Consider the following 22,518-nt stretch of genomic DNA (forward strand, 5'->3'; position numbering starts at 1 on the left):
TTGTGCCTGTTCACGGGTTTGCTCGGCCACGTTGTCCTCCAGCCGGCGTCGGCGCCACGACCAATTGAAAATGTTGTTTTCAATTGCGCCATGAGTACCACCCGGATGCGGGGACTGTCAATGGGGCGGCGCCGCGAGCCAGGCGCGTTACGGCCGGGCGGCTACTCCCACTCGATGGTGCCCGGCGGCTTGCTCGTGATGTCCAGCACCACGCGGTTGACCTCTGCCACCTCGTTGGTGATGCGGGTCGAGATGCGTTCCAGCACCTCGTAGGGGACCCGGGTCCAGTCGGCGGTCATGGCGTCCTCACTGGTCACCGGCCGCAACACGATCGGGTGCCCGTAGGTGCGGTTGTCACCCTGCACGCCGACCGAACGCACGTCACCGAGCAGCACCACGGGGCACTGCCAGATCAGGGTGTCCAGGCCGGCGGCGGTCAGCTCCTCGCGCGCGATCGAGTCCGCCCGCCGCAGCGTGTCCAGCCGCTCCGCGGTGACCTCGCCGACGATCCGGATGCCCAGGCCGGGTCCCGGGAACGGTTGGCGCGCAACGATTTCCTCCGGCAGGCCCAGCTCGCGCCCGACCGCGCGCACCTCGTCCTTGAACAGCAGCCGCAGCGGCTCGACGAGTGTGAACGTCAGGTCGCCGGGCAGGCCGCCGACGTTGTGGTGGCTCTTGATGTTCGCGGTGCCGCTGCCGCCACCGGACTCCACCACGTCGGGATACAGCGTGCCCTGGACCAGGAACTCGACGCCGGAGCCGTCGGAAGCGTTGTCCCCCACGATGTCTCGCACCGCGCCCTCGAACGCCCGGATGAACTGGCGGCCGATGATCTTGCGCTTGCCTTCGGGATTCGTCACGCCGGCGAGCGCGTCGAGGAAGGTGTCGGCCGCGTCGACGGTCACCAGGTTGGCGCCGGTGGCGGCGACGAAATCGCGTTGCACCTGCGCGCGCTCGCCCTCGCGCAGCAGCCCGTGGTCGACGAAGACACAGGTCAGCCGGTCACCGATGGCGCGCTGCACCAGCGCGGCGGCCACCGCGGAATCCACGCCGCCGGACAGCCCGCAAATCGCATGGCCGTCGCCGATCTGGGCGCGCACCTGCTCGACCAGCGCCTCGGCGATGTTGGCGGCCGTCCAGTCCGCGCCGAGCCCGGCGAAGTCGTGCAGGAAGCGGCTGAGCACCTGCTGCCCGTGCGGGCTGTGCATCACCTCCGGGTGGTACTGCACGCCGGCCAGCCGACGAGCCCGGCTCTCGAACCCGGCGACCGCCGCGCCCGCGCTGCTGGCCACCACCTCGAACCCGTCCGGCGCGGCGGTGACCGCGTCGCCGTGGCTCATCCACACCGGCTGGACGCTCGGTAAGCCCGAATGCAGTTCGCCGCCAAGGACTTTCAGCTCGGTCCGGCCGTATTCGCTGGTGCCGGTGTGGGCGACGGTCCCGCCCAGCGCCTGGGCCATGGCCTGAAACCCGTAACAGATGCCGAACACCGGCACCCCGAGGTCGAACAGCGCCGGGTCGATCTGGGGCGCGCCGTCGGCGTAGACGCTGGACGGCCCACCGGAGAGCACCAGCGCCACTGGGTCGCGGGCCTTGATGTCCTCGGCCGTGGCGGTGTGCGGAATGACCTCGGAGAAAACCCGCGCCTCGCGGACCCGACGGGCGATCAACTGCGCGTACTGCGCGCCGAAGTCCACGACGAGCACCGGACGAGCGGTCGCTCCGGACGCGCCCGCCGCCTCGGTTGCCTCGATTTCCCTGGATTCGGCCACGCAGGCGAGTCTAATGGCCGGCTGCGCCGGCGCCGCCCGAGAGGCCCACGGCGAAAACGCGGTGCGTAACGCGCCGCCGCGGCGAATTCTATGCCTTTGGCATGAGGTCGGCGCCCGAGTATTGATAACGACAATCATTTTCAATTGACTGGTCGCGGATCTGCACGCCCGCCCCAGCCCAGGAGTTGCCGTGACAACGTCACCCGCCACAATCACCCCGCCGATGGCCGACCACGGGGGCGCCTGCCGATGACCGCGCCGGTGTGGATGGCGTCCCCGCCCGAGGTGCACTCCGCGCTGCTCAGCAGCGGCCCGGGGCCGGCGTCGCTGTTCGCCGCGGCGGCGGCGTGGAGCTCGATGAGCGCCGAATACGCCTCGGCCGCAGAAGAACTCGGCGCGCTGCTGGCGTCGACGCAGGCCGGCGCGTGGCAAGGGCCCAGCGCCGAATCCTACGTCGCCGCGCACGCCCCGTACCTGGCGTGGTTGACGCAGGCCAGTGCGCACAGCGCCGCGGCGGCCACCCAGCACGAGGCGGCGGGCACCGCGTATGCCGCCGCGCTGGCGGCGATGCCGACCCTGCCGGAGCTGGCCACCAACCACGTCGTCCACGAAGCCCTGGTGGCGACGAATTTCTTTGGGATCAACACCATTCCGATCGCCGTCAACGAGGCCGACTATGCGCGGATGTGGGTCCAGGCCGCCGGCACGATGGCGACCTATGACGCCGTCTCCACGGCGACGGTGGCGGCCGTACCGCCGACCGACCCCGCGCCGCCGATCCTGAAGTCCGAGGCCACCGCGCACCACGACCACGAGGAGGACGACGACCACCACGACCACGAGCACGGGTTCGACAGCCCGCTCAACCAGTTCGTCGCCCAGATCCTGCGGCTGTTCGGCCTCGACTGGGATCCGGTCGAGGGGACCCTCAACGGCCTGCCCTACGAGGCCTACACCAACCCCGGGGACCTGATGTGGTGGGTGGTCCGGGCCCTCGAACTGTTTTCCGATTTCCAGCAGTTCGGGGCCCTGTTGCAGGAAAACCCGGCGGCGGCCTTCGAGTTCATCACCCAACTCGTGCTGCTCGACTGGCCGACACACCTGGCCCAGCTCGCCAGCTGGCTCCCGACGCAGCCCCAGTTGCTGTTGCTGCCGATGCTCGTCGCCACGGCCCCCTTCGGGGCGCTGGCCGGCTTTGCCGGCCTGTCCGCGCCGGCGCCCCCGGCCCCGCCCGCCGCGGTGCCGGCCGCCCCGGCCCCTGCCGCGTCCCCGAGCCTGCCGGCGGCACCCGCCATGGGCCCCGTCGCCGCGCCCGCCGCGGCCGTCGCGCCGGCACCCGCTCCCGCGCCCGCGTCCGCGGCGGCCACGGTGACCAGCCCGGCACCGCCCGCCCCACCGGCCCCGGGCGCGGTCCCCTTCACCCCTCCTTATGCCCTCGCGCCTCCCGGCATCGGGTTCGGTTCGGGTATGGGCGCGGGCGCCGCCGCCGGCGCGAAAAAGAAGGCGCCCGAACCCGATTCGGCCGCGGCCGTCGCGGCCGCGGCGGCGCGGGAGGCGGCGCGCAATCGCCGGCGCCGGCGGGCGCGGCAGCGCGGGCACGGCGACGAGTTCATGGACATGAACGTCGACGTCCATCCGGACTGGAACGAGCCGGAGACGACGGCGTCGCATGGCGGTGCCGGAAACCTCGGCTTCGCCGGCACGGCACGCAAGGAACCCGTCGCCGCGGCGGGCCTGACCACCCTGGCGGCCGACGAATTCGGCGACGCCCCCCGCATGCCGATGATGCCGGGCACCTGGCCCCGCGAGGACGGCAAGGGGGCGCACGACTAGCGGGAAGTGAAGTTCATTGTCGGCGTAATCGATTGCGGCGCAGCGTGATAACGCGTTTACCCGCCAGCCCACCGCGTCCGCCGGTCCTCGCGGCATCCGCCCCGCCGCGGCGGCGGGCACCGAAACGCTGGCGGCACGCATGGCGGACATGGTGGAGTGGGTATCGGTCAACCAGCCCCCGAGACCAGAAAGCGAGGACCACCGGTGAGCTCAGAGCTGGGTCTGCCAGAAAAGGTGCGCGCCTGCCTGTTCGACCTCGACGGCGTGCTCACCGACACCGCCAGCGTGCACACCAAGGCGTGGAAGGCGATGTTCGACGCCTACCTGTCCGACCGGGCCCGGCGCACCGGCGACGAATTCGTCCCCTTCGACGCGGCCGCGGACTACCGCAAATACGTGGACGGCAAGAAACGCGAGGACGGGGTCCGGTCGTTTCTGGAAAGCCGCGGCATCGAACTGCCCGACGGCAGCCCCGATGACCCCGATGACGCCGAGACCGTCTACGGCCTGGGCAACCGCAAGAACGACATGTTCCAGAAGGTCCTCAAGCAGGACGGCGTCAAGGTCTTCGAGGGTTCGCGGCGCTACCTCGAGGCGGCGTCGGCCGCGGGCCTGGGCATCGCGGTGGTGTCCTCGAGCGCCAACACCCGCGACGTCCTCGAGGTCACCGGCCTGGACCGGTTCGTGCAACAGCGGGTGGACGGCATCACCCTGCGCCAGGAACACATCGCCGGCAAGCCGGCGCCCGACTCCTACCTGCGCGGGGCGCAACTGCTCGACGTCCCCGCGGAGGCGGCGGCCGTGTTCGAAGACGCCTTGTCCGGGGTGGCCGCCGGGCGGGCCGGTAACTTCGGGTGCGTGATAGGTGTCGACAGAGTGGGCCAAGCCGAGGACTTACGCCGCAACGGCGCGGACGTGGTGGTCAGCGACCTCGCCGAGTTGCTGCAGTCATGATCACCGACGAAGCGTTTCCCGTTGACCCCTGGCACGTTCGCGAAACCCAGCTTGACCTCAACCTGCTGGCCCAGTCGGAATCCCTGTTCACCCTGTCCAACGGGCATATCGGGCTGCGCGGCAACCTCGACGAGGGCGAGCCCTACGGCCTGCCGGGCACCTATCTGAACTCCTTCTACGAGATCAGGCCGCTGCCCTACGCCGAAGCCGGCTACGGCTACCCGGAGGCCGGCCAGACGCTCGTCGACGTCACCAACGGCAAGATCATCCGGCTGCTGGTCGAGGACGAGCCCTTCGACGTGCGCTACGGCGAACTGCTCTCGCACGAGCGCGTTCTCGACCTGCGCGCCGGCACGCTGAAGAGAACCGCGCACTGGCGCTCGCCGGCGGGCAAAGAGGTCAACGTGGTCTCCACCCGGCTCGTCTCCCTGCCCCACCGCGGCCTCGCCGCCATCGAGTACGTCGTGGAAGCGGTCGGCGAATTCGTGCGGGTCACGGTGCAGTCCGAACTCGTCACCAACGAGGACCAGCCGCAGACCTCCGGCGACCCGCGGGTGTCGGCCATCCTGGAGAACCCGCTCGAAGAGGTCGACCACGAAAACACCGATACCGGTGCGGTTCTCATGCACCGCACCCGCAGCAGCGCGCTGATGATGGCCGCTGGCATGGATCACGAGGTGGAGGTTCCCGGACGGGTCGAGGTCAGCACCGATTCGCGCGCCGACCTGGCGCGGACCACCGTGATCTGCGGGCTGCGCGCAGGACAAAAGCTGCGCATCGTCAAATACCTGGCCTACGGCTGGTCGAGCATGCGCTCGCGTCCGGCGCTGCGCGACCAGGTCGCGGCCGCGCTGCACGGCGGCCGCTACAGCGGCTGGCAAGGGCTGCTGGATTCGCAACGGAAGTATCTGGACGACTTCTGGGACTGCGCGGACGTCGAGGTCGAGGGCGACCCCGAATCCCAGCAGGCGGTGCGCTTCGGGCTCTTCCACCTGCTGCAGGCCAGCGCCCGCGCCGAACGCCGCGCCATCGCCGCCAAGGGACTCACCGGAACCGGCTACGACGGGCACGCCTTCTGGGACACCGAGGGTTACGTGCTGCCGGTGCTGACCTACACCGCGCCGCACACGGTGGCCGACGCGCTGAAGTGGCGGGCCTCCACCCTGGATCTGGCCAAGGAGCGGGCGGCCGAACTGGGACTGGAGGGCGCCGCCTTCCCCTGGCGGACCATCCGGGGGCAGGAGTGCTCGGCGTACTGGCCGGCCGGCACGGCGGCCTGGCACATCAACGCCGACATCGCGATGGCCTTCGAGCGCTACCGCATCGTCACCGGTGACGACGAGCTGGAAGCCGATTGCGGCCTGAAGGTGCTGGTCGAGACCGCCCGGCTGTGGCTCTCGCTCGGCCATCACGACCGGCACGGCGTCTGGCACCTGGACGGTGTCACCGGCCCCGACGAGTACACCGCGGTCGTCCGCGACAACGCCTTCACCAACCTGATGGCCGCGCACAACCTGCACACCGCCGCCGACGCGTGCAACCGCCATCCCGACGCGGCCAAGGCGCTGGGGGTCACCACCGAGGAGGCGGCCGCGTGGCGCGATGCCGCCGACGCCGCCCACATCCCCTACGACGACGGGCTCGGGGTCCACCAGCAGTGCGAGGGGTTCACCACCTACGCCGAATGGGACTTCGAGAAGAACACCACCTACCCGCTGCTGCTGCACGAGGCCTACGTCCGGCTCTATCCCGCGCAGGTGATCAAGCAGGCCGACCTGGTGCTGGCGATGCACTGGCAGAGCCACGCGTTCACCCCCGAACAGAAGGCCCGCAACGTCGACTACTACGAGCCGCGCATGGTGCGCGACTCGTCGCTGTCGGCCTGCACCCAGGCGGTGATGTGCGCCGAGGTCGGGCATCTGGAGCTGGCGCACGACTACGCCTACGAGGCCGCCCTGATCGACCTGCGCGACCTGCACCACAACACCCGCGACGGCCTGCACATGGCCTCGCTCGCCGGCGCCTGGACCGCGCTGGTGGCCGGGTTCGGCGGACTGCGCGACGACGAGGGCGTGCTGTCACTGGATCCCGCGCTACCGGACGGGATTTCGCGGTTGCGATTCCGGCTGCGGTGGCGCGACTTCCGGGTCACCATCGACGTCAACCACGTCGACGTCACGTACACGCTGCGCGACGGGCCCGGCGGCGAGCTGACGATCCGGCACGCCGGCGAGGACCTCGAGCTGAGCACCGAATCGCCCACGACGGTCGCCGTGCGTCCCCGCAAGCCGCTCCTGCCGCCGCCGCAGCAGCCGCTGGGGCGCGCGCCCATGCACCGGCGGGTGCTGTCGCGGCCTCACTGAGTGTCGGCGGGCCCGAGCATCCGCTCCACTTCGGCGCCCACCGCGGCGCGCAATTCGGCGTCGGTCAGCTCTTCGATCCCGGTCGCCGAGCGCAGGACCGGCGCGAACAACCGCCAACCAAATTGCAGGGCAAGGGCATTGGCGACGGCGAGCCTCGCCTTGACCTCGTCGTCGTAGAGCGGCCGCACCCCGTCGAGCAGGGTGGCGATGTTGGGGAAGCGCTTCTGCAGCTGGCCCGCCGGATAGCCGTCGAGCACGGTGCGGGCCATCACCCGCATCTGGCGGTCCAGGGAGCGCTGCACTACCTCGGCGGGGGTGTCGGTCTCCAGCTGGGCGCTCAGGTCGTCCCCCAGGTGGTCGAGCACGGCGCCGACGAGTTGTTCCTTGGTGCCGAAGTGCCGGAAAACCAGCCCGTGGTTGACGTTGGACCGCGCGGCGATGTCGCGGATGGAGGTCGCGGCCGGGCCGCGCTCGGCGAACAGCTCGGTGGCGGCCTCCAGGATCGCCGCGGCCACTTCCGCCCGCCCGGTCGGGGGTTTCCCGCGGCCCCTTGCGGACGTTGTAGTCATCTGACTACACTATCAAACGTAGTCGCTTGACTACACCCGTTTTGACTCGAGGAACACGACATGACTGCTCAAATCACCGTCACCAAGCTGGGAAGTCGCATCGGGGCCCGAATCGACGGCGTCAGCCTCGGCGGCCACCTCGACGACGCCGCGGTCGAGACGATCCGCCGGGCGCTGTTAACGCACAAGGTCGTCTTCTTTCGCCACCAGCACCACCTTGACGACGAGCAGCAGCTCGACTTCGCGCGCCTGCTGGGCACCCCCATCGGCCACCCGGCCGCGTCGGCCCTGGCCGCCAAGCACATGCCGGTGATCACGCCGATCGACTCCGAGTACGGCAAGGCGACCCGCTGGCACACCGACGTGACGTTCGCCGCCAACTACCCGGCGGCCTCGATCCTGCGGGCCGTCACCCTGCCCTCCTATGGCGGCTCGACGCTGTGGGCCTCCACCGTGGCGGCCTACCAGCATCTGCCGGAGCCGCTGAAGCACCTGGTGGAAAACCTCTGGGCGCTGCACACCAACCGCTACGACTACGTGTCCACCGAGGCGGTTCTGTCGATGAGCGACGCGCAGCGGGCGTTTCGGCAAGCCTTCGAGAAGCCCGACTTCCGCACCGAACATCCCGTGGTGCGGGTGCACCCGGAGACCGGTGAACGCGCGCTGCTGGCCGGCGATTTCGTGCGCGGCTTCGTGGGCCTGGACAACCACGAGTCGAGCGTGCTGCTGGAGCTACTGCAGCGGCGAATCACCATGCCGGAGAACACCATTCGCTGGGCCTGGGCGCCGGGCGACGTCGCCATGTGGGACAACCGCGCGACCCAGCACCGGGCCATCGACGACTACGACGACCAGCCCCGGCTCATGCACCGCATCACCTTGATGGGCGATGTGCCGGTCAACGTGCGCGGCGAGCGCAGCCGGGTGGTCAGCGGCACACCGCTCGAGGTGCTGGCGAGCTAGCGCCCGATGGTGACGACCCGCAGCGCCCGGCTACGCCGCGCTCGCGATCGTCACGAGACCGAGCTGACCGGATCGACCGGTGACCAGCGCAGCGCGCCCGGGGCGGAGAGGGGCACCCGCGGGTGCGCCGGCGCTATCGGATCCAGCCGGCGATACGGCTCGCCCTGCGCAGGCCGCCGGTCGTTTTCGCCGTTGTTCGGCCACAGCGACGCGGCCCGCTCGGCCTGGGCGGTGATGGACAGCGACGGATTCACGCCCAGGTTCGCCGAGATCGCCGCGCCGTCCACCACGTACAGCGTCGGGTAGCCGTAGACCCGGTGATAGGGGTCGATGACCCCGTGGTCGGCGTTGTCGCCGATCACCGCGCCGCCGAGGAAGTGCGCGGTCAGCGGGATGTTGAGCAGCTCGCCCCAGGTGCCGCCGGCCACGCCGTCGATCTTGGCGGCGATGCGGCGGGTGACCTCGTTGCCCACCGGGATCCACGTCGGGTTCGGCTCGCCGTGGCCCTGCTTGCTGGTGTACCAGCGGATGCCGAGCTTGCCGCGTTTGGTGAACGTCGTGATCGAGTTGTCCAGGTGCTGCATCACCAGCGCGATCATGGTGCGCTCACTCCACTGGCGTGGGTTGAGCAGCCGCAGCATTCCGCGCGGATCCGCACGGGCGGTGTCCAGCAACTGCTTCCAGCGGGGCACGAACGTCCCATCGGGCCCTCCGGGCCCAGGGGGTCCGTCGGTCATCAACGTCTGCAGCAGCCCCATCGCGTTGGAACCCTTGCCGTAGCGGACCGGCTCGATGTGGGTGTCGGGCGTCGGGTGGATCGACGACGTGATCGCCACCCCGTGGGTGAGGTCCAGATCCGGAGAGACCTCCAGGCGCCCGGCCCCGACGATGGACTCGGAGTTGGTGCGGGTCAGCACGCCGAGGCGGTTGGACAGCCGGGGCAGCCGGCCCTCGTCGCGCATCTTGAACAGCAGGTGCTGGGTGCCCCACGTCCCGGCGGCCAGGATCAGGTGCTTGGCGGTGTAGGTGCGCCGGTCGCGGCGCAGCCAACTGCCGGTGCGCACCGTGCGGACCTCCCACAGCCCGTCGGGGCGCTGCTCGAACCGCTTCACCGTCGTCATCGGAATGACTTGCGCCCCACCCGATTCCGCGAGATAGAGGTAGTTCTTCAGCAGGGTGTTCTTGGCGCCGTAGCGGCACCCGGTCATGCAGCAGCCGCACTCCAGGCAGCCGGTGCGCTCGGGTCCGGCGCCGCCGAAGTACGGGTCCGGCACGGTCTTGCCCGGCGCCTTGGTGCCGTCGGGGCCAAAGAACACCCCGACCGGCGTCGGCACGAACGTGTCGCCGCAGCCCATGTCGTCGGCGACCTCCTTGACGACGCGATCTGCGTCGGTGAAGGTCGGGTTCTCCACCACGCCCAGCATGCGTCGCGCCTGGTCGTAGTGCGGCATCAGCTCGTCGCGCCAGTCGGTGATGTGCGACCACTGCTGGTCTTTGAAGAACGGCTCCGGCGGCACATATAGCGTGTTGGCGTAGTTCAGCGAGCCGCCGCCCACGCCGGCGCCGGCCAGGATCAGCACGTTGCGCAGCGGGTGGATGCGCTGGATGCCGTAGCAACCCAGCTTCGGTGCCCACAGGAACTTGCGCAGATCCCAGGACGTCTCGGCGAAATCCTCGTCGGCGAACCGGCGTCCGGCCTCGAGGACGCCGACGCGGTAGCCCTTTTCCGTCAGCCGCAATGCGCTGACGCTGCCCCCAAAACCCGAACCGATGATCAGTACGTCGTAATCCGGCTTCATCGCACCAGTATGGCCTTACTCGCGGGTAACAAACCAGCGGCCTCCGCCGATGCGCGGGCGCCCGGCTGGCCGGGCGGTCGGCGTCCGGCGCCCGGCTGGCCGGGCACTCGCCGATGACGAGCTAGCTACCGACGGTCAGCCCGACCTTCTGGAATTCCTTGAGGTCGCAGTAACCGGCCTTGGCCATCGACCGGCGCAGGCCGCCGACCAGGTTGAGGCTGCCGAACGGGTCGTCGGACGGCCCGCCCAGCACCTGCCGCAGCGGCGGGCGTTCACCGACGGCGATCTGCAGCAGCGCCCCGCGCGGCAGCGACGGGTGCGCGGCCGCGGCCGGCCAGAACCATCCCTCGCCGAGCGCCTCGGCCGACTCGGCGAGCGGGGTGCCCAGCACCACCGCGTCGGCGCCGCAGGCGATGGCCTTCGCCAGCTCGCCCGAGGTGTGGATGTCGCCGTCGGCCAGCACGTGCACGTACCGGCCGCCGGTCTCGTCGAGGTATTCGCGGCGCGCGGCGGCGGCGTCGGCGATCGCGGTGGCCATCGGCACGCTGATGCCGAGCACCTCGTCGCTGGTGGTCACGCCCCGGGTGGCGCCGTAGCCGACGATGACGCCGGCGGCGCCGGTGCGCATCAGGTGCAGCGCGGTGCGGTGGTCCTGCACGCCGCCGGCGACCACCGGCACGTCGAGCTCGGAGATGAAGGTCTTCAGGTTCAGCGGCTCGCCGTCGCTGGCGACCCGCTCCGCCGAGACGATGGTGCCCTGGATGACCAGCAGGTCGATGCCGGCCTGCAGCAACACCGGGGTGAGCGCCTGGGCGTTTTGCGGGCTGACCCGCACCGCGGTGGTGACGCCGGCCTCCCGGATACGGGCGACGGCCGAGCCCAGCAGGTCCGGGTTCAGCGGGGCGGCATGGAATTCCTGCAGCAGCCGGATCGCCGCCGAGGGTTCGGGCTCCTTGCTGGCGGCCTCGACCAGCTGGGCGATCTTGGCCTCGACATCGGCGTGCCGGCCGATCAGCCCCTCGCCGTTGAGCACGCCCAGCCCGCCGAGGCGGCCCAGCTCGATCGCGAACTCCGGCGACACCAGCGCATCGGTCGGATGCGCCAGCACCGGGATCTCGAACCGGTAGGCGTCGAGCTGCCAGGCGGTCGACACGTCCTGCGACGACCGGGTGCGCCGGGACGCCACGATGCTGACTTCGCTCAGTTCATAGCTGCGACGGGCGGTGCGGCCCATCCCGATCTCGACCATCTGGGCCTCAGCGCGCGTAGTAGTTGGGGGCTTCGACCGTCATCGCGACGTCGTGCGGGTGGCTTTCCCGCAGCCCGGCCGCCGTGATCCGGACGAACTGGGCCTGCTGCAGTTCCTCGATGGTCGACGATCCGGTGTACCCCATCGCCGCGCGCAGACCGCCGGTCAGCTGGTGGATCACCGAGGACAGCGGGCCGCGGAACGGCACCCGGCCCTCGATCCCCTCGGGCACCAGCTTGTCCTCGGAGAGCGCGTCGTCGGCGAAGTAGCGGTCCTTGGAGTACGACTTTCCGGTCCCGGAGCCCCGGCCCGCCATGGCCCCCAGCGACCCCATGCCGCGGTAGCTCTTGAACTGCTTGCCGTTGACGAAGATCAGCTCGCCGGGCGCCTCGGCGGTGCCCGCCAGCAGCGAGCCCAGCATGGCCGTCGACGCCCCGGCGGCCAGCGCCTTGGCGATGTCGCCGGAGTACTGCAACCCGCCGTCGGCGATCACCGGCACCCCGGCCGGCCCGCAGGCGGCGACGGCCTCCAGGATCGCGGTGATCTGCGGCGCGCCGACGCCCGCGACCACCCGGGTGGTGCAGATCGACCCCGGCCCCACGCCCACCTTCACGGCGTCGGCGCCGGCGGCGACCAGCGCGGCGGCCGCCGACCGGGTGGCGACGTTGCCGCCGATCACCTCGACGCGGTCGCCTGCCTCGGCCTTGAGTTTGCCGACCATGTCGAGCACCAGCCGGTTGTGCGCGTGCGCGGTGTCCACGATCAGCACGTCCACCCCGGCGTCGACCAGCATCATCGCCCGCACCCAGGCGTCGCCGCCGACGCCGACGGCGGCGCCGACCAGCAGCCTGCCGTCGCTGTCCTTGGTGGCCAGCGGGTGCTGTTCGGTCTTGACGAAATCCTTGACGGTGATCAGCCCGGTCAGCCGGCCGTGGCCGTCGACGATCGGCAGCTTCTCGATCTTGTGGCGCCGCAACAGGCCCAGCGCCGCGTCGGCGGACACCCCCTCCTGCGCGGTGATCAGCGGGGCCTTGGTCATCACCTCGGCGACCTTCTTGGTCTGGTCGACCTCGAACCGCATGTCGCGGTTGGTGATGATGCCGGCGAGCGCGCCCGACTCGTCGACCACCGGCAGGCCGGAGATGCGGAACCGCGCGCACAGCGCGTCGACCTGGGCCAGCGTGTTGTCCGGGCGGCAGGTGACCGGATCGGTGACCATGCCGGCCTCGGAGCGCTTCACCATCTCGACCTGGCCGGCTTGTTCGGCGACCGGCAGGTTGCGGTGCAGCACACCCATGCCGCCGGCGCGCGCCATCGCGATCGCCATCCGCGACTCGGTGACGGTGTCCATCGCCGAGCTCACCAGCGGCACCTTGAGCCTGATCTTCTTGGTGAGCTGGCTGGACGTGTCGGCGGTGGCGGGGACCACGTCGGAGGCCGCGGGCAGCAACAGGACGTCGTCGAAGGTCAGCCCCAGCATCGCGATCTTGTGCGGGTTGTCGCCCCCCGTGGGCACCGGGTCATCGACCAGGCCGCCGACCCGCACATACGGACTGCCGACGAGGTCAGAGCTGGCTTCCAGGTGGGACGTGCCACGGGTCATCAGTGGGGCCCTCCATACGATGCGGCGTGAGAAAACCCATCCTATCGGCTCCCCTTCGCCGGGTGACGATGCGCGCCGGGACGGCGCGAGGAGGAAGCCGGCCAATCGGGCACAGCGTGAGAGTTCGCTTGCTCGGGGCGCGCCGCACACCCCGAACGGAACGGGAACGGCGGGCAGCTCCCTGCTGGCGTTATCCCGACCGGGCTGCGTAGGCTAGGGGCGTGCGCGACCACCTCCCACCGGGTTTGCCGCCCGATCCTTTCGCCGACGACCCCTGTGATCCGTCGGCGGCACTGGAAGCCGTCGAGCCGGGCCAGCCCCTGGATCAGCAGGAGCGGATGGCCGTCGAGGCCGACCTCGCGGATCTGGCGGTGTACGAAGCGTTGCTGGCGCACAAAGGCATTCGCGGGCTCGTCGTCTGCTGCGACGAGTGTCAGCAGGATCACTACCACGACTGGGACATGCTGCGGGCCAACCTGCTGCAGCTGTTGATCGACGGCACCGTGCGCCCGCACGAGCCCGCCTATGACCCCGAGCCGGACGCCTACGTCACGTGGGATTACTGCCGGGGCTACGCCGACGCCTCGCTCAACGAGGCGACGTCAGACGCCGACGGCTTCCACCGCCGTCACTGATTGGGCGCACCCGGCGTAGCCGCCGACGAGGGCAGCGTCGCGTTCGGGTTGCGCGATTCGACCTTGGCGTTCAACAGCTTCAGCTGATTCATCAGCTCCCGCTTGGCGACGGGGTCGTCGATCGACTGCACCAAACTGCTCACGTCGGTCAGCTGATTCTTGGCCTGCTCCCACTCGCCGCGGTCGATCGATTCCTGCACCTTGGCCAGGTCGGCCTTGGCGGCCAGCATTTCCTGCTTTTCGTGGACCCGCGGTTGGTCGAAGAACATCGCGTGCAGCCCGTGCAGGGGGGTGCCGGGACGGGCCTCTACCACCATGGCCCCGAAACCGCTGAGCGCGATCAGCGCGGCGGCGACCGAGGCGATGGCGGTCAGGCCGCGACGGCCCCGCCGGCGCTCGGCCAGTCCTTTCCGCAGCGCGTTGACGGCCTCCTCGGGCGTCACCAGCGCGCTGGCCGGCGGCCATCGCAGGTTGTCGCGCCAGTCCTCGAGCATCGTGGTCAGCACGTCGACGTCGGGGTCCTCGACGCTCACCGGCCGGCGCTGGGCCAGCGCATCGAGGAGCAGGTCTGTGCGGGCGAATTCATCCAGGGATTCAGGCACAGTCACCTGCCGCAATCATCTCGGACTTCAACCGCGACAACGCGCGGTGCTGGGCAACTCGGACCGCCCCCGTGGTGCTGCCGACCGCGGCCGCGGTCTCCTCGGCGGACAGGCCGACGACGACGCGCAGGATCAAGATCTCGCGCTGCTTGGCGGGCAGGATTTCGAGCAGTTCGCTCATCCGGCTCACCGAATCGGCTTCGATGGCAAGCTGTTCGGGCCCCGCGTCGGGCGACCACCGTTCGGGAATCGATTCGGTGGGATAGGCGAGGTCACGACCGGCGGCCCGATGGGCGTCGGCGACCTTGTGGGCCGCGATGCCATAGAGGAACGCGAGGAAGGGGCGTCCGCGATCGCGATAGCGGGGCAGCGCCGTGATGGTCGCCAAGCACACCTCCTGCGCCACGTCATCCGCTGACAGGCCACCCCGATCGACCGTGCCGACGCGGGCCCGGCAATATCGCACGACGATCGGACGGATGGTCTCCAGCACCTCCCTCAGCGCGCCGTGGTCTCCGGTGACGGCCTTGGCGACCACGGCATCGAGACGTTCCCCTGCTGGAATTGTCATCGACGGTGATATCCCTAACGTTACGAACCGGACACATCGCGGGCCAACTGGGCTAACTAACGAAATGACAATAACGGGCGGGGGCCCGATTCAAGCGGAACGCCACGTTCCACCGGCGTGCCGCACCTGGCCTGCGCAGACATCCCGGATTTCGTGCAGTTGCTGTGCCGAAAACGTGACGCTTTCGATATCGATCAGCAAGCACGCCAACGCCCAACGCAACGGGAGCAGACCTAACCGGCCGGTGGTCTGCAGCGCGGCGTCCGCGACCGCGCGGGCGCGCTCGATGTTTCCCGCACTGCACAGCGCGGCGGCCAGCACCACCTCGCTCTTGACTCGGTGCCGGGCCGACGGGACGCTCATGGCCGCCGCCAGCTCCGCCGCCTCGCCGGCATGGCGGACGGCGACGTCACCCTCGCCGCGGGCCATCGCGAGTTCGGCGGCCACCCACCGCCGGCGCACCGGAATCCGGTCGGGCACGGGCGTTTTGGGGTCCGTGGCTGCCAGTAGCGGGTCGGCGCGCGCCAGCAGCGCCGCCGCGGCCGCGAAACGCCCCACGCCCAGCGCGTCGGCCGCCAGCCCGATCAGGGCGTCGGCGCCCGCCTCGGGATCGGCGCCGGCCAGCGCCAGGGCGCGCCCGTCCCAGCGTCGCGCGACGGTGTGCCAACCGAGCTGGCGCAGGAACGATCCCTGCGTGCTCATGCCCAGCGAGGCCAGCCGGCCGGCCGGCGCGGCGCGCCGCAGCGCCGCGAGGTCGCGCTGCGCGGCGCCGTAGCGCCCCTGTCCCCCGGCCGCGACGGCGCGCAGCCACAGTTGCGCCGGCGTCGTCGCCGACGGCAGCGGCCAGTCGCCGGGCCCGTCTCCGAACGCGGCGTCGGCCAACCGCCGCCCAATCAAGGAAGTGTGACGAGTTTCAATCACAATGATGTAGTAAACAGTTTGTGGTCTTCCTGTTACCGAACAGTTAATCACTATAGCCCATGGATAAATTCGGCCCGCGGGCGCGGTCGGCGCTGAGCTGGGAAATCACGTTTCGGACAACCGCCTGGTAGCGCCCCGTCGGAGGCGCCATTTCATTCGAGATGAACGCAACGTTAATTTTGCACCAAAGGACACATACTTTGCCGGGCTAAGTGGCTATTGACGGAAATTCACCGTCGCCCCTAACGTCTACACACGACGGGTAGTCATCGGGGACTCCACTCCGCTTAATTTAAGTTGCACACAATCGCTTTCGCGAACCCGACCGCACGTGGGCGGGCCGTGCAGAGAGGGAACGAACCAATGCCACAGCCGGAGCAGCTACCTGGACCCAACGCCGACATCTGGAATTGGCAACTGCAGGGCTTGTGCCGCGGCGTTGACTCAGCAATGTTCTTCCACCCCGACGGCGAGCGCGGGCGCGCCCGCATGCAACGCGAGCAACGCGCCAAGGAAATGTGCCGGCAATGCCCGGTGATCCAGGAATGCCGTTCGCACGCCCTCGAAGTCGGCGAGCCCTATGGGGTGTGGGGCGGCCTGTCGGAATCCGAGCGCGACCTCCTGCTCAAGGGTGACCTCGGCCGCGGCATCCGCCGCAGCGCCTGACCGATCGTCCTTCGCGGGCGGCGGCCTAGTATTCCGGCCGTCGACGCGACCTGGGCAGGTACTCCGCGCCACCCTCGCCTTCCCAGCGGTGGATCTGCTTGTCCGGAACGTGCGCCGAATCACGCTGGGTGAACAGCGATTTCGCCTTCTCCGCGGGCATGGTTGCTTCCATCGTCTGCATCATCGCAAGACCACCTGTGGCCCAAGGCTTTTCGCCGCATGCATTTCGTACGGCAGGGCCCTCAGCACCGTCACGGACCGCCCCGTCCCACCCGGGATGGCGTAGAAACGCTGGTCGCCGGGGCGGGCGCCGGCAATCGCGCGACCCAGCGGGGACGCCATCGAATAGGCCTTGATGCCGGCGGCCTCGGGGCACGGCCGGCCGAGCAGAAGCGTCTCCGTCTCGCCGGTGTCGTCGTAGCGGATGGTCAACACCATGCCCGCTTCGGCGACGGGGTCAAAGGCCGCCCCTTCGCCGACGACGACCGCGTGGGACAGCAGGCCCTCGATCTCGCAGATGCGCGCGCGCCACACGGACTGGCGCGCACGGCGATTCGGGTTGTAGTCCATGAGGTCGTCGGGAACCTCGGCCCCGCGGCGCGAACGCAGCCCGGCCAGTTCGTCGTGCAATCGGGTGTAGTCCTGAGGCGTCATCCGGATGCGCTGGATGGTGGTCATGGCGCGTGGCGTCCTTTCGTGTCGGAGGGGTTGCCGCCAGGGGCGGGCGGGCCGGTGCACCGCCCCTGACGACTCGGGTCGCCCGGGGGGCGAAGTCTTCGTCCGTCGCTGATTCCATGGTCGCGTGACCCGTCGCGCCGGCGCTTGCCCCCACCGGACAACGGGGAGGGGGCTCGTTGTCGAGCCCCGACAATGTCATCGCCGCCGCACGGCCCGGCCGGCCGTCGAATGAACGATTCGCATCCGCAGTCCGTGAACCAGACATGGACGCGGCGGGCCAGCCGCGGTCTATAGCCGACGCGGCGTCGAGACGCGTTGCGCCGCGCCGGTCCTCGCACCCGAAGGGGATGCACCGTGGCACATGGGCGCACCACACTGGGACGACAAGCGTGGCTGGATCGGCCGAGCTACCGACTCGAGCACGCTCTGACCTTCGTGTTCGCCGCGGCGGGTCGGCACCGGGATCGGATCAGCAATTTCTTGCACGGCACCTGGCTCGGTCATCCGCTGCATCCGGCTCTGACGTCGATTCCGATGGGAGCGCTGACGACGACGGTCGCAATGGATGCGGTCAGCGTGTTGCCGCGCCGCGCCGCGCCGCTGCACGACGCGTCGAGGTTTGCGCTGGGCGTCGGGCTCGCCGGCAGCGTCGGCGCGGCCGCCACCGGACTGACGGATTGGCAGCACACCCACGAACAATCGCGTCGAATCGGTCTCGTCCACGGCGCCCTCAACGCCATAGCGACGGGCCTGTACGCGGCGTCATGGTGGGACCGCCGGGGCGGGCGGCACCGGCGCGGGATGGCGGCGAGCGCGCTGGGCTACGGCCTCACCCTCGGCGCCGGCTACCTCGGCGGCACGTTGGTGTTCGCATCGGGCACCGGGGTTGACCGCTCCGGCGCCCGGCTGAGCGGAGACCGGTGGACACCGGTGCTGGCGGTCGCGTCCTTGGATGGCCAGCCGCGGCGTGTGGAGGTGGCCGGCGTCGGCGTGGTGCTCTATCGCAACGAAGGCCGGGTGTTGGCCGTCGGCGAGCACTGCCCCCACCTGGGCGCGCCGATGAACGACGGCTGGATCGACCGCGATCGAATCGTTTGCCGCTGGCACGGTTCCAGGTTCGCGTGCGAATCGGGAGAAGTGTTGCGCGGACCGGCAACAGCGGCGCTGCCGAGTTATCCGGTGCGGATCCGCGACGGGCTGATCGAGGTGCGCGGAGTCGCGCAGTGAACGCCTACGACGTGCTGTTCGAGCACCACAGAGTTTTACGCGGACTCTGCGAGAGGATCACAGCGATACCGCCCGAGGCCGACGAGCGCCAAGTCGCCCTCGACGAGCTGTTGATTGAGCTGGACGTCCACATGCGGATCGAGGACGACCTGTTCTACCCCGCCGTGTCGGCGGCGAGCACACTCGTCGCGATCGCCCATGCGGAGCATCGCCAGGTCTGGGATCAGTTGGCGGTGCTCCTTCGGACGTCGCCGACCGCGCCGGACTACGAAGACGAATGGCGCTCATTCGTCACCGTCCTCGATGCCCATGCCAGCGAGGAGGAACGCGACTTATGCCCGGCCCCAATAGATTTGAGCGAGGACATGCTCGAGCGCCTCGGCAACCGAATGATCGAGCGCATCGCCCGGCTGCGTGGGTCGACGCTCAACCGGCTCCGCGTCCGCGGCCGCGCGGCCCTGCTCAGTTCGCTGTGACGGGCGGGGATCTGGCGCTGCGGCGAGGCGTGCCCGTTTTTGAAATCGGCGAATTGGGTAGGCACCGCCCATGAACAAGGGCGCATCCTTCGCGGTCGCGGCGCTCACCGCGACCCTCGCACCGCTGGCCGCCTGCGCGAACCAGCAGGGCAGCCAACCCAATACGTCGCCGCTGACCAGCCCCGCCCCGGGCGCGGAGCGGCTGACCACCCAGCTCAAGACCGCCGACGGGATTCCGGTCGCCAATGCGACCTTGGAATTCGCGAACGGCTACGCCACGGTGACCGTGGAGGCCGGCCCCAACCAGGTGCTGAGCCCCGGTTTCCATGGGCTGCAAATCCATTCGGTCGGCAAATGCGAGGGCGACTTCGACTCCGCGGGAAGCGTCTACCAGGCGGCCGATCACACGGGCTACCCCGCCAGCGGAGACCTGACCGCGCTGCAGGTGCGCTCCGACGGCTCGGCGAAACTGGTCACCACCAGCAACTCGTTTACCGCCGCGGACCTGAGAAGCAGCTCGGGCAGCGCGCTGATCCTGCACCAGAGTGTCGACAACTTGGGCACCAGCCCGACCGCCGAGTCGAACAAGCGCATCGCCTGCGGCGTGATCGCCGCGGCGTCGGCGACGACGACCTCGTCGACCACCAGCGTCACGACCAGCACCACAACCGTCGCGGTGCCCCCGCCATCGATCAGCACCAGCACGAGCACGGTCACGGTCACCAGCACCCCGGCCGTGACGTCCACGCCGACCACGACCGTGACGACCCCGCCGAGCCTGCCCCCGGGAACCCGCTGACCCTTTAGGCCCGAAAAACGGCGCCCGCCCCGCGGCGGCGAATTACTGTTCTGAGATGCAGACCGCGCTGTTCACCCTGGGTCTGGTCTTGTTTCTGCTCGGCCTGCTCACCGGGCTGGCGGTGCCCGCACTGAAGAACGCGCGCATGGGGTTGTCGAGCCACCTCGAGGCGTTGCTCAACGGCATGTTCCTCGTGTTGCTCGGTCTGCTGTGGCCACATATCCACCTGGCCCACGCGTGGGGAATCGCGGCGGTCGCGCTCATCGTGTACGCGGCCTACGCGAACTGGTTGACGACGCTGTTCGCGGCGGTGTGGGGCGCCGGTCGCAGATTCGCGCCCATCGCGGCGGGCGACTTTGAGGCCTCGGCCGCCAAGGAGAGCTTTGTCAGCTTCGGGTTGGTGTCGCTCTCGCTGGCGGTGGTGGTGGGCGTCGGCATCGTCATCGTCGGGGTCCTCGTCGGGCGCTGAGGATCGTGCTTAGGTCGGGATTGTGAAACCCCTCGCCGACTTCTTTCGCGACACGGTCGGGGCGCGGATAGCGGTGGCCGCCGTGCTCGGAGTCGCCGTCGCCCTTGGGGTGGGCAACACGGTCGGCTGGCGGTTCGCGCTGGCCGGCTGGATCGTCACCGCCGGTGTCTACGTGGTGTGGACGCGGCTCATCCTGGGCGGAATGGATGCCGATCAAACCCGCGAATATGCGACCCGGGAGGATCCCACCCGGTGGGCATCCGACGCGGTCATCGTGTCGGCGAGCGTCGCGAGCCTGGGCGGGGTCGGTTACGTGGTCGCCGCGGCGTCGCGTTCGGGTCCCGGCGCCGTGGAAGCCGCCGTCGTCGGCATCCTGACCGTCGCGGCGTCCTGGTTCGCCGTGCACACGCTGTTCACCGTGCACTACGCGCGGCTGTATTACTCGGACGAACCGGGCGGAATCAACTTCCACGACCCGGAGCCGCCGCGCTTTCGCGACTTTGCGTATGTCGCCTTCACGGTCGGCATGACCTATCAGGTGTCAGATACCGAGATCGGATTGACCTCCATCAGGGCCACGGTGCTGCGCCAGGCGCTGCTGTCCTACCTGCTCGGCGCGGTCGTCCTGGCGGTCACCATCAACCTGATCGCGGGATTGGGCGCCAAGTTCTGACGCGTGCGGTCGAGTGGAACGCGTTGCGCCACAGACCTATCCGGAAACGTCACCGAAGGTGATAGGCGAACGACTTCTCTTGACGCTGCTTCATCTTCTCCAGGCACTGGTGGTGCTTGCGGGCGTGATACGCCAGCGGGAAGTAGGTGAGCCGGTCGGGCAGCACGCGGTAGGCGGTGCGGATCGCGGTGTACACGCGGATGAGTTGACGTTCCTCCTTGGGACTCCAAGTGACGCCGAGCTTTTCGCGAAGACGCGGGTCGAGCAACCCCACGACGGACAGGTAGTTGAGCCGGAGCGCGGGCAGCACCGCGGCCCGCACCAACGGCGCCAGCGCTTTCGGCAACGACGGCGGCACGTCGACCCTGCCGGTTTTCATGTCCTCCATCAGCTGCAGCGCCTGGGGCGTGCCCCGCAGCGTGTCGATCATCGCTTCGAAATAGTCGGCCATCTCTTGCTGCGACTCGGGATAGCCGCGCATGGGCACGTGGAGCAGCCGGGCCAGCCGGCGGTTGTCGCGCAGCAGCTCCTCTTTCTCGGCCTCGGTGAACTCGCGCCCGATCAACAACCGCCCGGCCTGTGCGTTGACGATGTAGCCGGTGGCGATCACCCACTGATAGGCCTCGGGATTCAAAGCGCTGATCTGCCTACCGGTCTCGGCGCTTTTCATGGTGATCGGCTGGTGCATCGCACGGACGCGGTCACCTTCCGCCCTGGCCTCGGTGCCGCCATAGGTCCAGCGCAGGACCGAGTCGACGGAACGGATCGCGCGGCCGCCGGGGTCCCCGTGGAAGGCAGCGGAGTAGCGGCCGGTGATTTCGGCGATGACCGGGTGCATGGCCTGCATCATGAACGCCGCGCCCTCGAGGATGAGGAATGTCCAGCGCCCGGTGTGCTCGGCGGTCAGCGATTCCGGCGGAACGAGTTCGATCTCTTCTGCGTCCTGTTGGTCCTCGGAGTGCCGGCGGACATCGACTTCGGGACTTGCGGTCATGGCGCCGACGCTAATGTGACCGTAAGGTCGCGTTCAAGTCGCGTTAGGAGTTCATGTGGGCACCGCAAAGTCCAGCTCAAGGCGCCGAAAAGCGCCGCAGCAAGCACGCTCTCGCGAGATGGTCGCGAAAATCGTGTCGTCGACAACATTGCTGCTGCGCCAGCACGCGCCCGAGCAGATCACCACCAACCTGATCGCCGAGAAGGCCGGCGTCAGCAAGGGCTCGATCTATCAGTACTTCGCCGACAAGGAACAAATCATCAACGCGGCGATCGAACGGCTCGCCGCCGAGCAGGCTCCCGCAATCGAGGACATGCTCAGGGGGATCACCCTCGACCGGCCGGAGTCGGCGATGGAGTCATCGATCGACATCCTGATCGACTACACCATCGCCAACCGTCGGCTGATCCGCTACCTCGCCGAACGGCCCGACCACGTCCGCACGTTCGACAAGGTCTCGGGACTCAACGCCACGCTGCTGGCGATGACCACGCTGCACATGAATCACTACCGCAGCCAATACCGCGACGAGCTCAGCCCCAGCGCGTTGGTGTGGTTGTTCTTCAACATGGCCGTGGCGACGACCATGCGCTACATCGAGTCGGACGATCCCATCCGGCTCGACGAATTGCGGGCCGGCCTGAAGTTCGCGTCCGCCGGCTTGCTGGCCGCGGGCCGCACCGAGCCCTGAAGGAAAACACC

Annotated in this window: 22 protein-coding genes and 1 pseudogene; 12 read left to right on the forward strand and 11 right to left on the reverse strand. The window is 69.4% G+C overall.

What is annotated here, in order from left to right; all coding sequences use genetic code 11:
- Positions 1-161: 161 nt before the first annotated feature.
- On the reverse strand, positions 162-1,754 hold the full coding sequence (gene guaA, locus W7U_RS16725; protein ID WP_085976864.1) for a glutamine-hydrolyzing GMP synthase: 1,593 nt from the start codon (positions 1,752-1,754) through the stop codon (positions 162-164).
- Positions 1,755-2,021: 267 nt separating this feature from the next.
- Between guaA and W7U_RS16730 the strand changes: the two genes are divergently transcribed.
- The 3 genes from W7U_RS16730 to W7U_RS16740 all read left to right on the forward strand — a co-directional run bounded on the left by W7U_RS16730 (position 2,022) and on the right by W7U_RS16740 (position 6,922).
- The gene (locus tag W7U_RS16730) at positions 2,022-3,605 is read left to right on the forward strand and encodes a PPE family protein (RefSeq protein ID WP_008260130.1); all 1,584 of its coding nucleotides are present in this window, start codon (positions 2,022-2,024) and stop codon (positions 3,603-3,605) included.
- A gap of 204 nt (positions 3,606-3,809) precedes the next feature.
- Entirely contained in the window at positions 3,810-4,559 is a 750-nt protein-coding gene (locus tag W7U_RS16735; RefSeq protein WP_008260135.1) for a beta-phosphoglucomutase family hydrolase, read from the forward strand.
- Positions 4,556-6,922, forward strand: a complete 2,367-nt coding sequence (locus tag W7U_RS16740) for a glycoside hydrolase family 65 protein (RefSeq protein WP_008260137.1) — start codon at positions 4,556-4,558, stop codon at positions 6,920-6,922. Before W7U_RS16735 ends, W7U_RS16740 begins: the two co-directional genes overlap by 4 nt.
- Here W7U_RS16740 and W7U_RS16745 read toward each other — a convergent pair.
- Entirely contained in the window at positions 6,916-7,491 is a 576-nt protein-coding gene (locus W7U_RS16745) for a TetR/AcrR family transcriptional regulator (protein ID WP_008260139.1), read from the reverse strand. The genes W7U_RS16740 and W7U_RS16745 overlap by 7 nt on opposite strands.
- Before the next feature lie 60 nt (positions 7,492-7,551).
- Between W7U_RS16745 and W7U_RS16750 the strand changes: the two genes are divergently transcribed.
- Entirely contained in the window at positions 7,552-8,454 is a 903-nt protein-coding gene (locus W7U_RS16750; protein WP_008260141.1) for a TauD/TfdA family dioxygenase, read from the forward strand.
- Positions 8,455-8,504: 50 nt separating this feature from the next.
- On the opposite strand, the gene W7U_RS16755 is transcribed toward W7U_RS16750, so the two are convergent.
- From W7U_RS16755 to guaB, 3 genes are all read right to left on the reverse strand, one after another.
- Positions 8,505-10,253: a GMC family oxidoreductase gene (locus tag W7U_RS16755; RefSeq protein ID WP_008260142.1), complete on the reverse strand. Its 1,749-nt coding sequence runs from the start codon at positions 10,251-10,253 to the stop codon at positions 8,505-8,507.
- Between the two features lie 121 nt (positions 10,254-10,374).
- Positions 10,375-11,502 carry a GuaB3 family IMP dehydrogenase-related protein gene (locus W7U_RS16760; RefSeq protein ID WP_008260152.1) on the reverse strand — a complete coding sequence of 376 codons (1,128 nt, stop codon included), beginning with the start codon at positions 11,500-11,502 and terminating at the stop codon, positions 10,375-10,377.
- A 7-nt stretch (positions 11,503-11,509) separates the two neighbouring features.
- Positions 11,510-13,105 carry an IMP dehydrogenase gene (guaB, locus tag W7U_RS16765; RefSeq protein WP_008260154.1) on the reverse strand — a complete coding sequence of 532 codons (1,596 nt, stop codon included), beginning with the start codon at positions 13,103-13,105 and terminating at the stop codon, positions 11,510-11,512.
- A 221-nt stretch (positions 13,106-13,326) separates the two neighbouring features.
- Here guaB and W7U_RS16770 point away from each other — a divergent pair, with 221 nt between their 5' ends.
- Entirely contained in the window at positions 13,327-13,740 is a 414-nt protein-coding gene (locus W7U_RS16770) for a DUF5319 domain-containing protein (protein WP_007773416.1), read from the forward strand.
- Between the two features lie 20 nt (positions 13,741-13,760).
- On the opposite strand, the pseudogene W7U_RS16775 reads toward W7U_RS16770, so the two are convergent.
- The 3 genes and pseudogenes from W7U_RS16775 to W7U_RS16785 form a co-directional block, all read right to left on the reverse strand.
- Positions 13,761-14,348: pseudogene (locus tag W7U_RS16775) on the reverse strand (anti-sigma-D factor RsdA); the annotation flags it as partial.
- Entirely contained in the window at positions 14,335-14,913 is a 579-nt protein-coding gene (locus W7U_RS16780) for a sigma-70 family RNA polymerase sigma factor (RefSeq protein ID WP_014381051.1), read from the reverse strand. The pseudogene W7U_RS16775 and the gene W7U_RS16780, both read right to left, overlap by 14 nt.
- Before the next feature lie 90 nt (positions 14,914-15,003).
- On the reverse strand, positions 15,004-15,834 hold the full coding sequence (locus tag W7U_RS16785; protein ID WP_008260168.1) for a hypothetical protein: 831 nt from the start codon (positions 15,832-15,834) through the stop codon (positions 15,004-15,006).
- Between the two features lie 363 nt (positions 15,835-16,197).
- Here W7U_RS16785 and W7U_RS16790 point away from each other — a divergent pair, with 363 nt between their 5' ends.
- Positions 16,198-16,500 carry a WhiB family transcriptional regulator gene (locus W7U_RS16790; RefSeq protein WP_008260171.1) on the forward strand — a complete coding sequence of 101 codons (303 nt, stop codon included), beginning with the start codon at positions 16,198-16,200 and terminating at the stop codon, positions 16,498-16,500.
- 25 nt (positions 16,501-16,525) lie between these two features.
- Here W7U_RS16790 and W7U_RS26510 read toward each other — a convergent pair whose 3' ends face one another.
- Positions 16,526-16,672, reverse strand: a complete 147-nt coding sequence (locus W7U_RS26510) for a hypothetical protein (protein ID WP_014381054.1) — start codon at positions 16,670-16,672, stop codon at positions 16,526-16,528.
- An 8-nt stretch (positions 16,673-16,680) separates the two neighbouring features.
- Entirely contained in the window at positions 16,681-17,178 is a 498-nt protein-coding gene (locus W7U_RS16795; RefSeq protein WP_008260175.1) for a GreA/GreB family elongation factor, read from the reverse strand.
- Between the two features lie 435 nt (positions 17,179-17,613).
- Here W7U_RS16795 and W7U_RS16800 point away from each other — a divergent pair, with 435 nt between their 5' ends.
- From W7U_RS16800 to W7U_RS16820, 5 genes are all read left to right on the forward strand, one after another.
- On the forward strand, positions 17,614-18,405 hold the full coding sequence (locus W7U_RS16800; RefSeq protein ID WP_008260178.1) for a Rieske 2Fe-2S domain-containing protein: 792 nt from the start codon (positions 17,614-17,616) through the stop codon (positions 18,403-18,405).
- Positions 18,402-18,881 carry a hemerythrin domain-containing protein gene (locus W7U_RS16805; protein WP_008260180.1) on the forward strand — a complete coding sequence of 160 codons (480 nt, stop codon included), beginning with the start codon at positions 18,402-18,404 and terminating at the stop codon, positions 18,879-18,881. The genes W7U_RS16800 and W7U_RS16805 overlap by 4 nt, the downstream gene beginning before the upstream one ends.
- Positions 18,882-18,951: 70 nt before the next feature.
- Positions 18,952-19,680, forward strand: coding sequence for a superoxide dismutase family protein (locus tag W7U_RS16810; RefSeq protein ID WP_008260182.1), 729 nt, complete (start codon positions 18,952-18,954; stop codon positions 19,678-19,680).
- A 55-nt stretch (positions 19,681-19,735) separates the two neighbouring features.
- Complete coding sequence (locus W7U_RS16815) at positions 19,736-20,149, forward strand: hypothetical protein (RefSeq protein ID WP_008260183.1); 414 nt, start codon at positions 19,736-19,738, stop codon at positions 20,147-20,149.
- 22 nt (positions 20,150-20,171) lie between these two features.
- Positions 20,172-20,822, forward strand: coding sequence for a DUF1345 domain-containing protein (locus W7U_RS16820; RefSeq protein WP_008260184.1), 651 nt, complete (start codon positions 20,172-20,174; stop codon positions 20,820-20,822).
- Between the two features lie 49 nt (positions 20,823-20,871).
- Here W7U_RS16820 and W7U_RS16825 read toward each other — a convergent pair whose 3' ends face one another.
- Positions 20,872-21,816, reverse strand: a complete 945-nt coding sequence (locus tag W7U_RS16825; RefSeq protein WP_008260185.1) for an oxygenase MpaB family protein — start codon at positions 21,814-21,816, stop codon at positions 20,872-20,874.
- Positions 21,817-21,934: 118 nt separating this feature from the next.
- Here W7U_RS16825 and W7U_RS16830 point away from each other — a divergent pair, with 118 nt between their 5' ends.
- The gene (locus W7U_RS16830) at positions 21,935-22,507 is read left to right on the forward strand and encodes a TetR/AcrR family transcriptional regulator (RefSeq protein ID WP_008260186.1); all 573 of its coding nucleotides are present in this window, start codon (positions 21,935-21,937) and stop codon (positions 22,505-22,507) included.
- Positions 22,508-22,518: the final 11 nt, after the last annotated feature.

This window comes from Mycobacterium sp. H4Y, assembly GCF_000364405.1.
GTDB lineage: Bacteria > Actinomycetota > Actinomycetes > Mycobacteriales > Mycobacteriaceae > Mycobacterium > Mycobacterium intracellulare.

Coding starts and splice junctions, on each gene's coding strand:
- W7U_RS16730 (WP_008260130.1), top strand. CDS start 2,022: ATGACCGCGCCGGTGTGGATGGCGTCCCCGCCCGAGGTGCACTCCGCG.
- W7U_RS16740 (WP_008260137.1), top strand. CDS start 4,556: ATGATCACCGACGAAGCGTTTCCCGTTGACCCCTGGCACGTTCGCGAA.
- W7U_RS16745 (WP_008260139.1), bottom strand. CDS start 7,491: ATGACTACAACGTCCGCAAGGGGCCGCGGGAAACCCCCGACCGGGCGG.
- W7U_RS16750 (WP_008260141.1), top strand. CDS start 7,552: ATGACTGCTCAAATCACCGTCACCAAGCTGGGAAGTCGCATCGGGGCC.
- W7U_RS16755 (WP_008260142.1), bottom strand. CDS start 10,253: ATGAAGCCGGATTACGACGTACTGATCATCGGTTCGGGTTTTGGGGGC.
- W7U_RS16760 (WP_008260152.1), bottom strand. CDS start 11,502: ATGGTCGAGATCGGGATGGGCCGCACCGCCCGTCGCAGCTATGAACTG.
- guaB (WP_008260154.1), bottom strand. CDS start 13,105: ATGACCCGTGGCACGTCCCACCTGGAAGCCAGCTCTGACCTCGTCGGC.
- W7U_RS16780 (WP_014381051.1), bottom strand. CDS start 14,913: ATGACAATTCCAGCAGGGGAACGTCTCGATGCCGTGGTCGCCAAGGCC.
- W7U_RS16790 (WP_008260171.1), top strand. CDS start 16,198: ATGCCACAGCCGGAGCAGCTACCTGGACCCAACGCCGACATCTGGAAT.
- W7U_RS26510 (WP_014381054.1), bottom strand. CDS start 16,672: ATGGAAGCAACCATGCCCGCGGAGAAGGCGAAATCGCTGTTCACCCAG.
- W7U_RS16795 (WP_008260175.1), bottom strand. CDS start 17,178: ATGACCACCATCCAGCGCATCCGGATGACGCCTCAGGACTACACCCGA.
- W7U_RS16810 (WP_008260182.1), top strand. CDS start 18,952: ATGAACAAGGGCGCATCCTTCGCGGTCGCGGCGCTCACCGCGACCCTC.
- W7U_RS16815 (WP_008260183.1), top strand. CDS start 19,736: ATGCAGACCGCGCTGTTCACCCTGGGTCTGGTCTTGTTTCTGCTCGGC.
- W7U_RS16825 (WP_008260185.1), bottom strand. CDS start 21,816: ATGACCGCAAGTCCCGAAGTCGATGTCCGCCGGCACTCCGAGGACCAA.
- W7U_RS16830 (WP_008260186.1), top strand. CDS start 21,935: ATGGTCGCGAAAATCGTGTCGTCGACAACATTGCTGCTGCGCCAGCAC.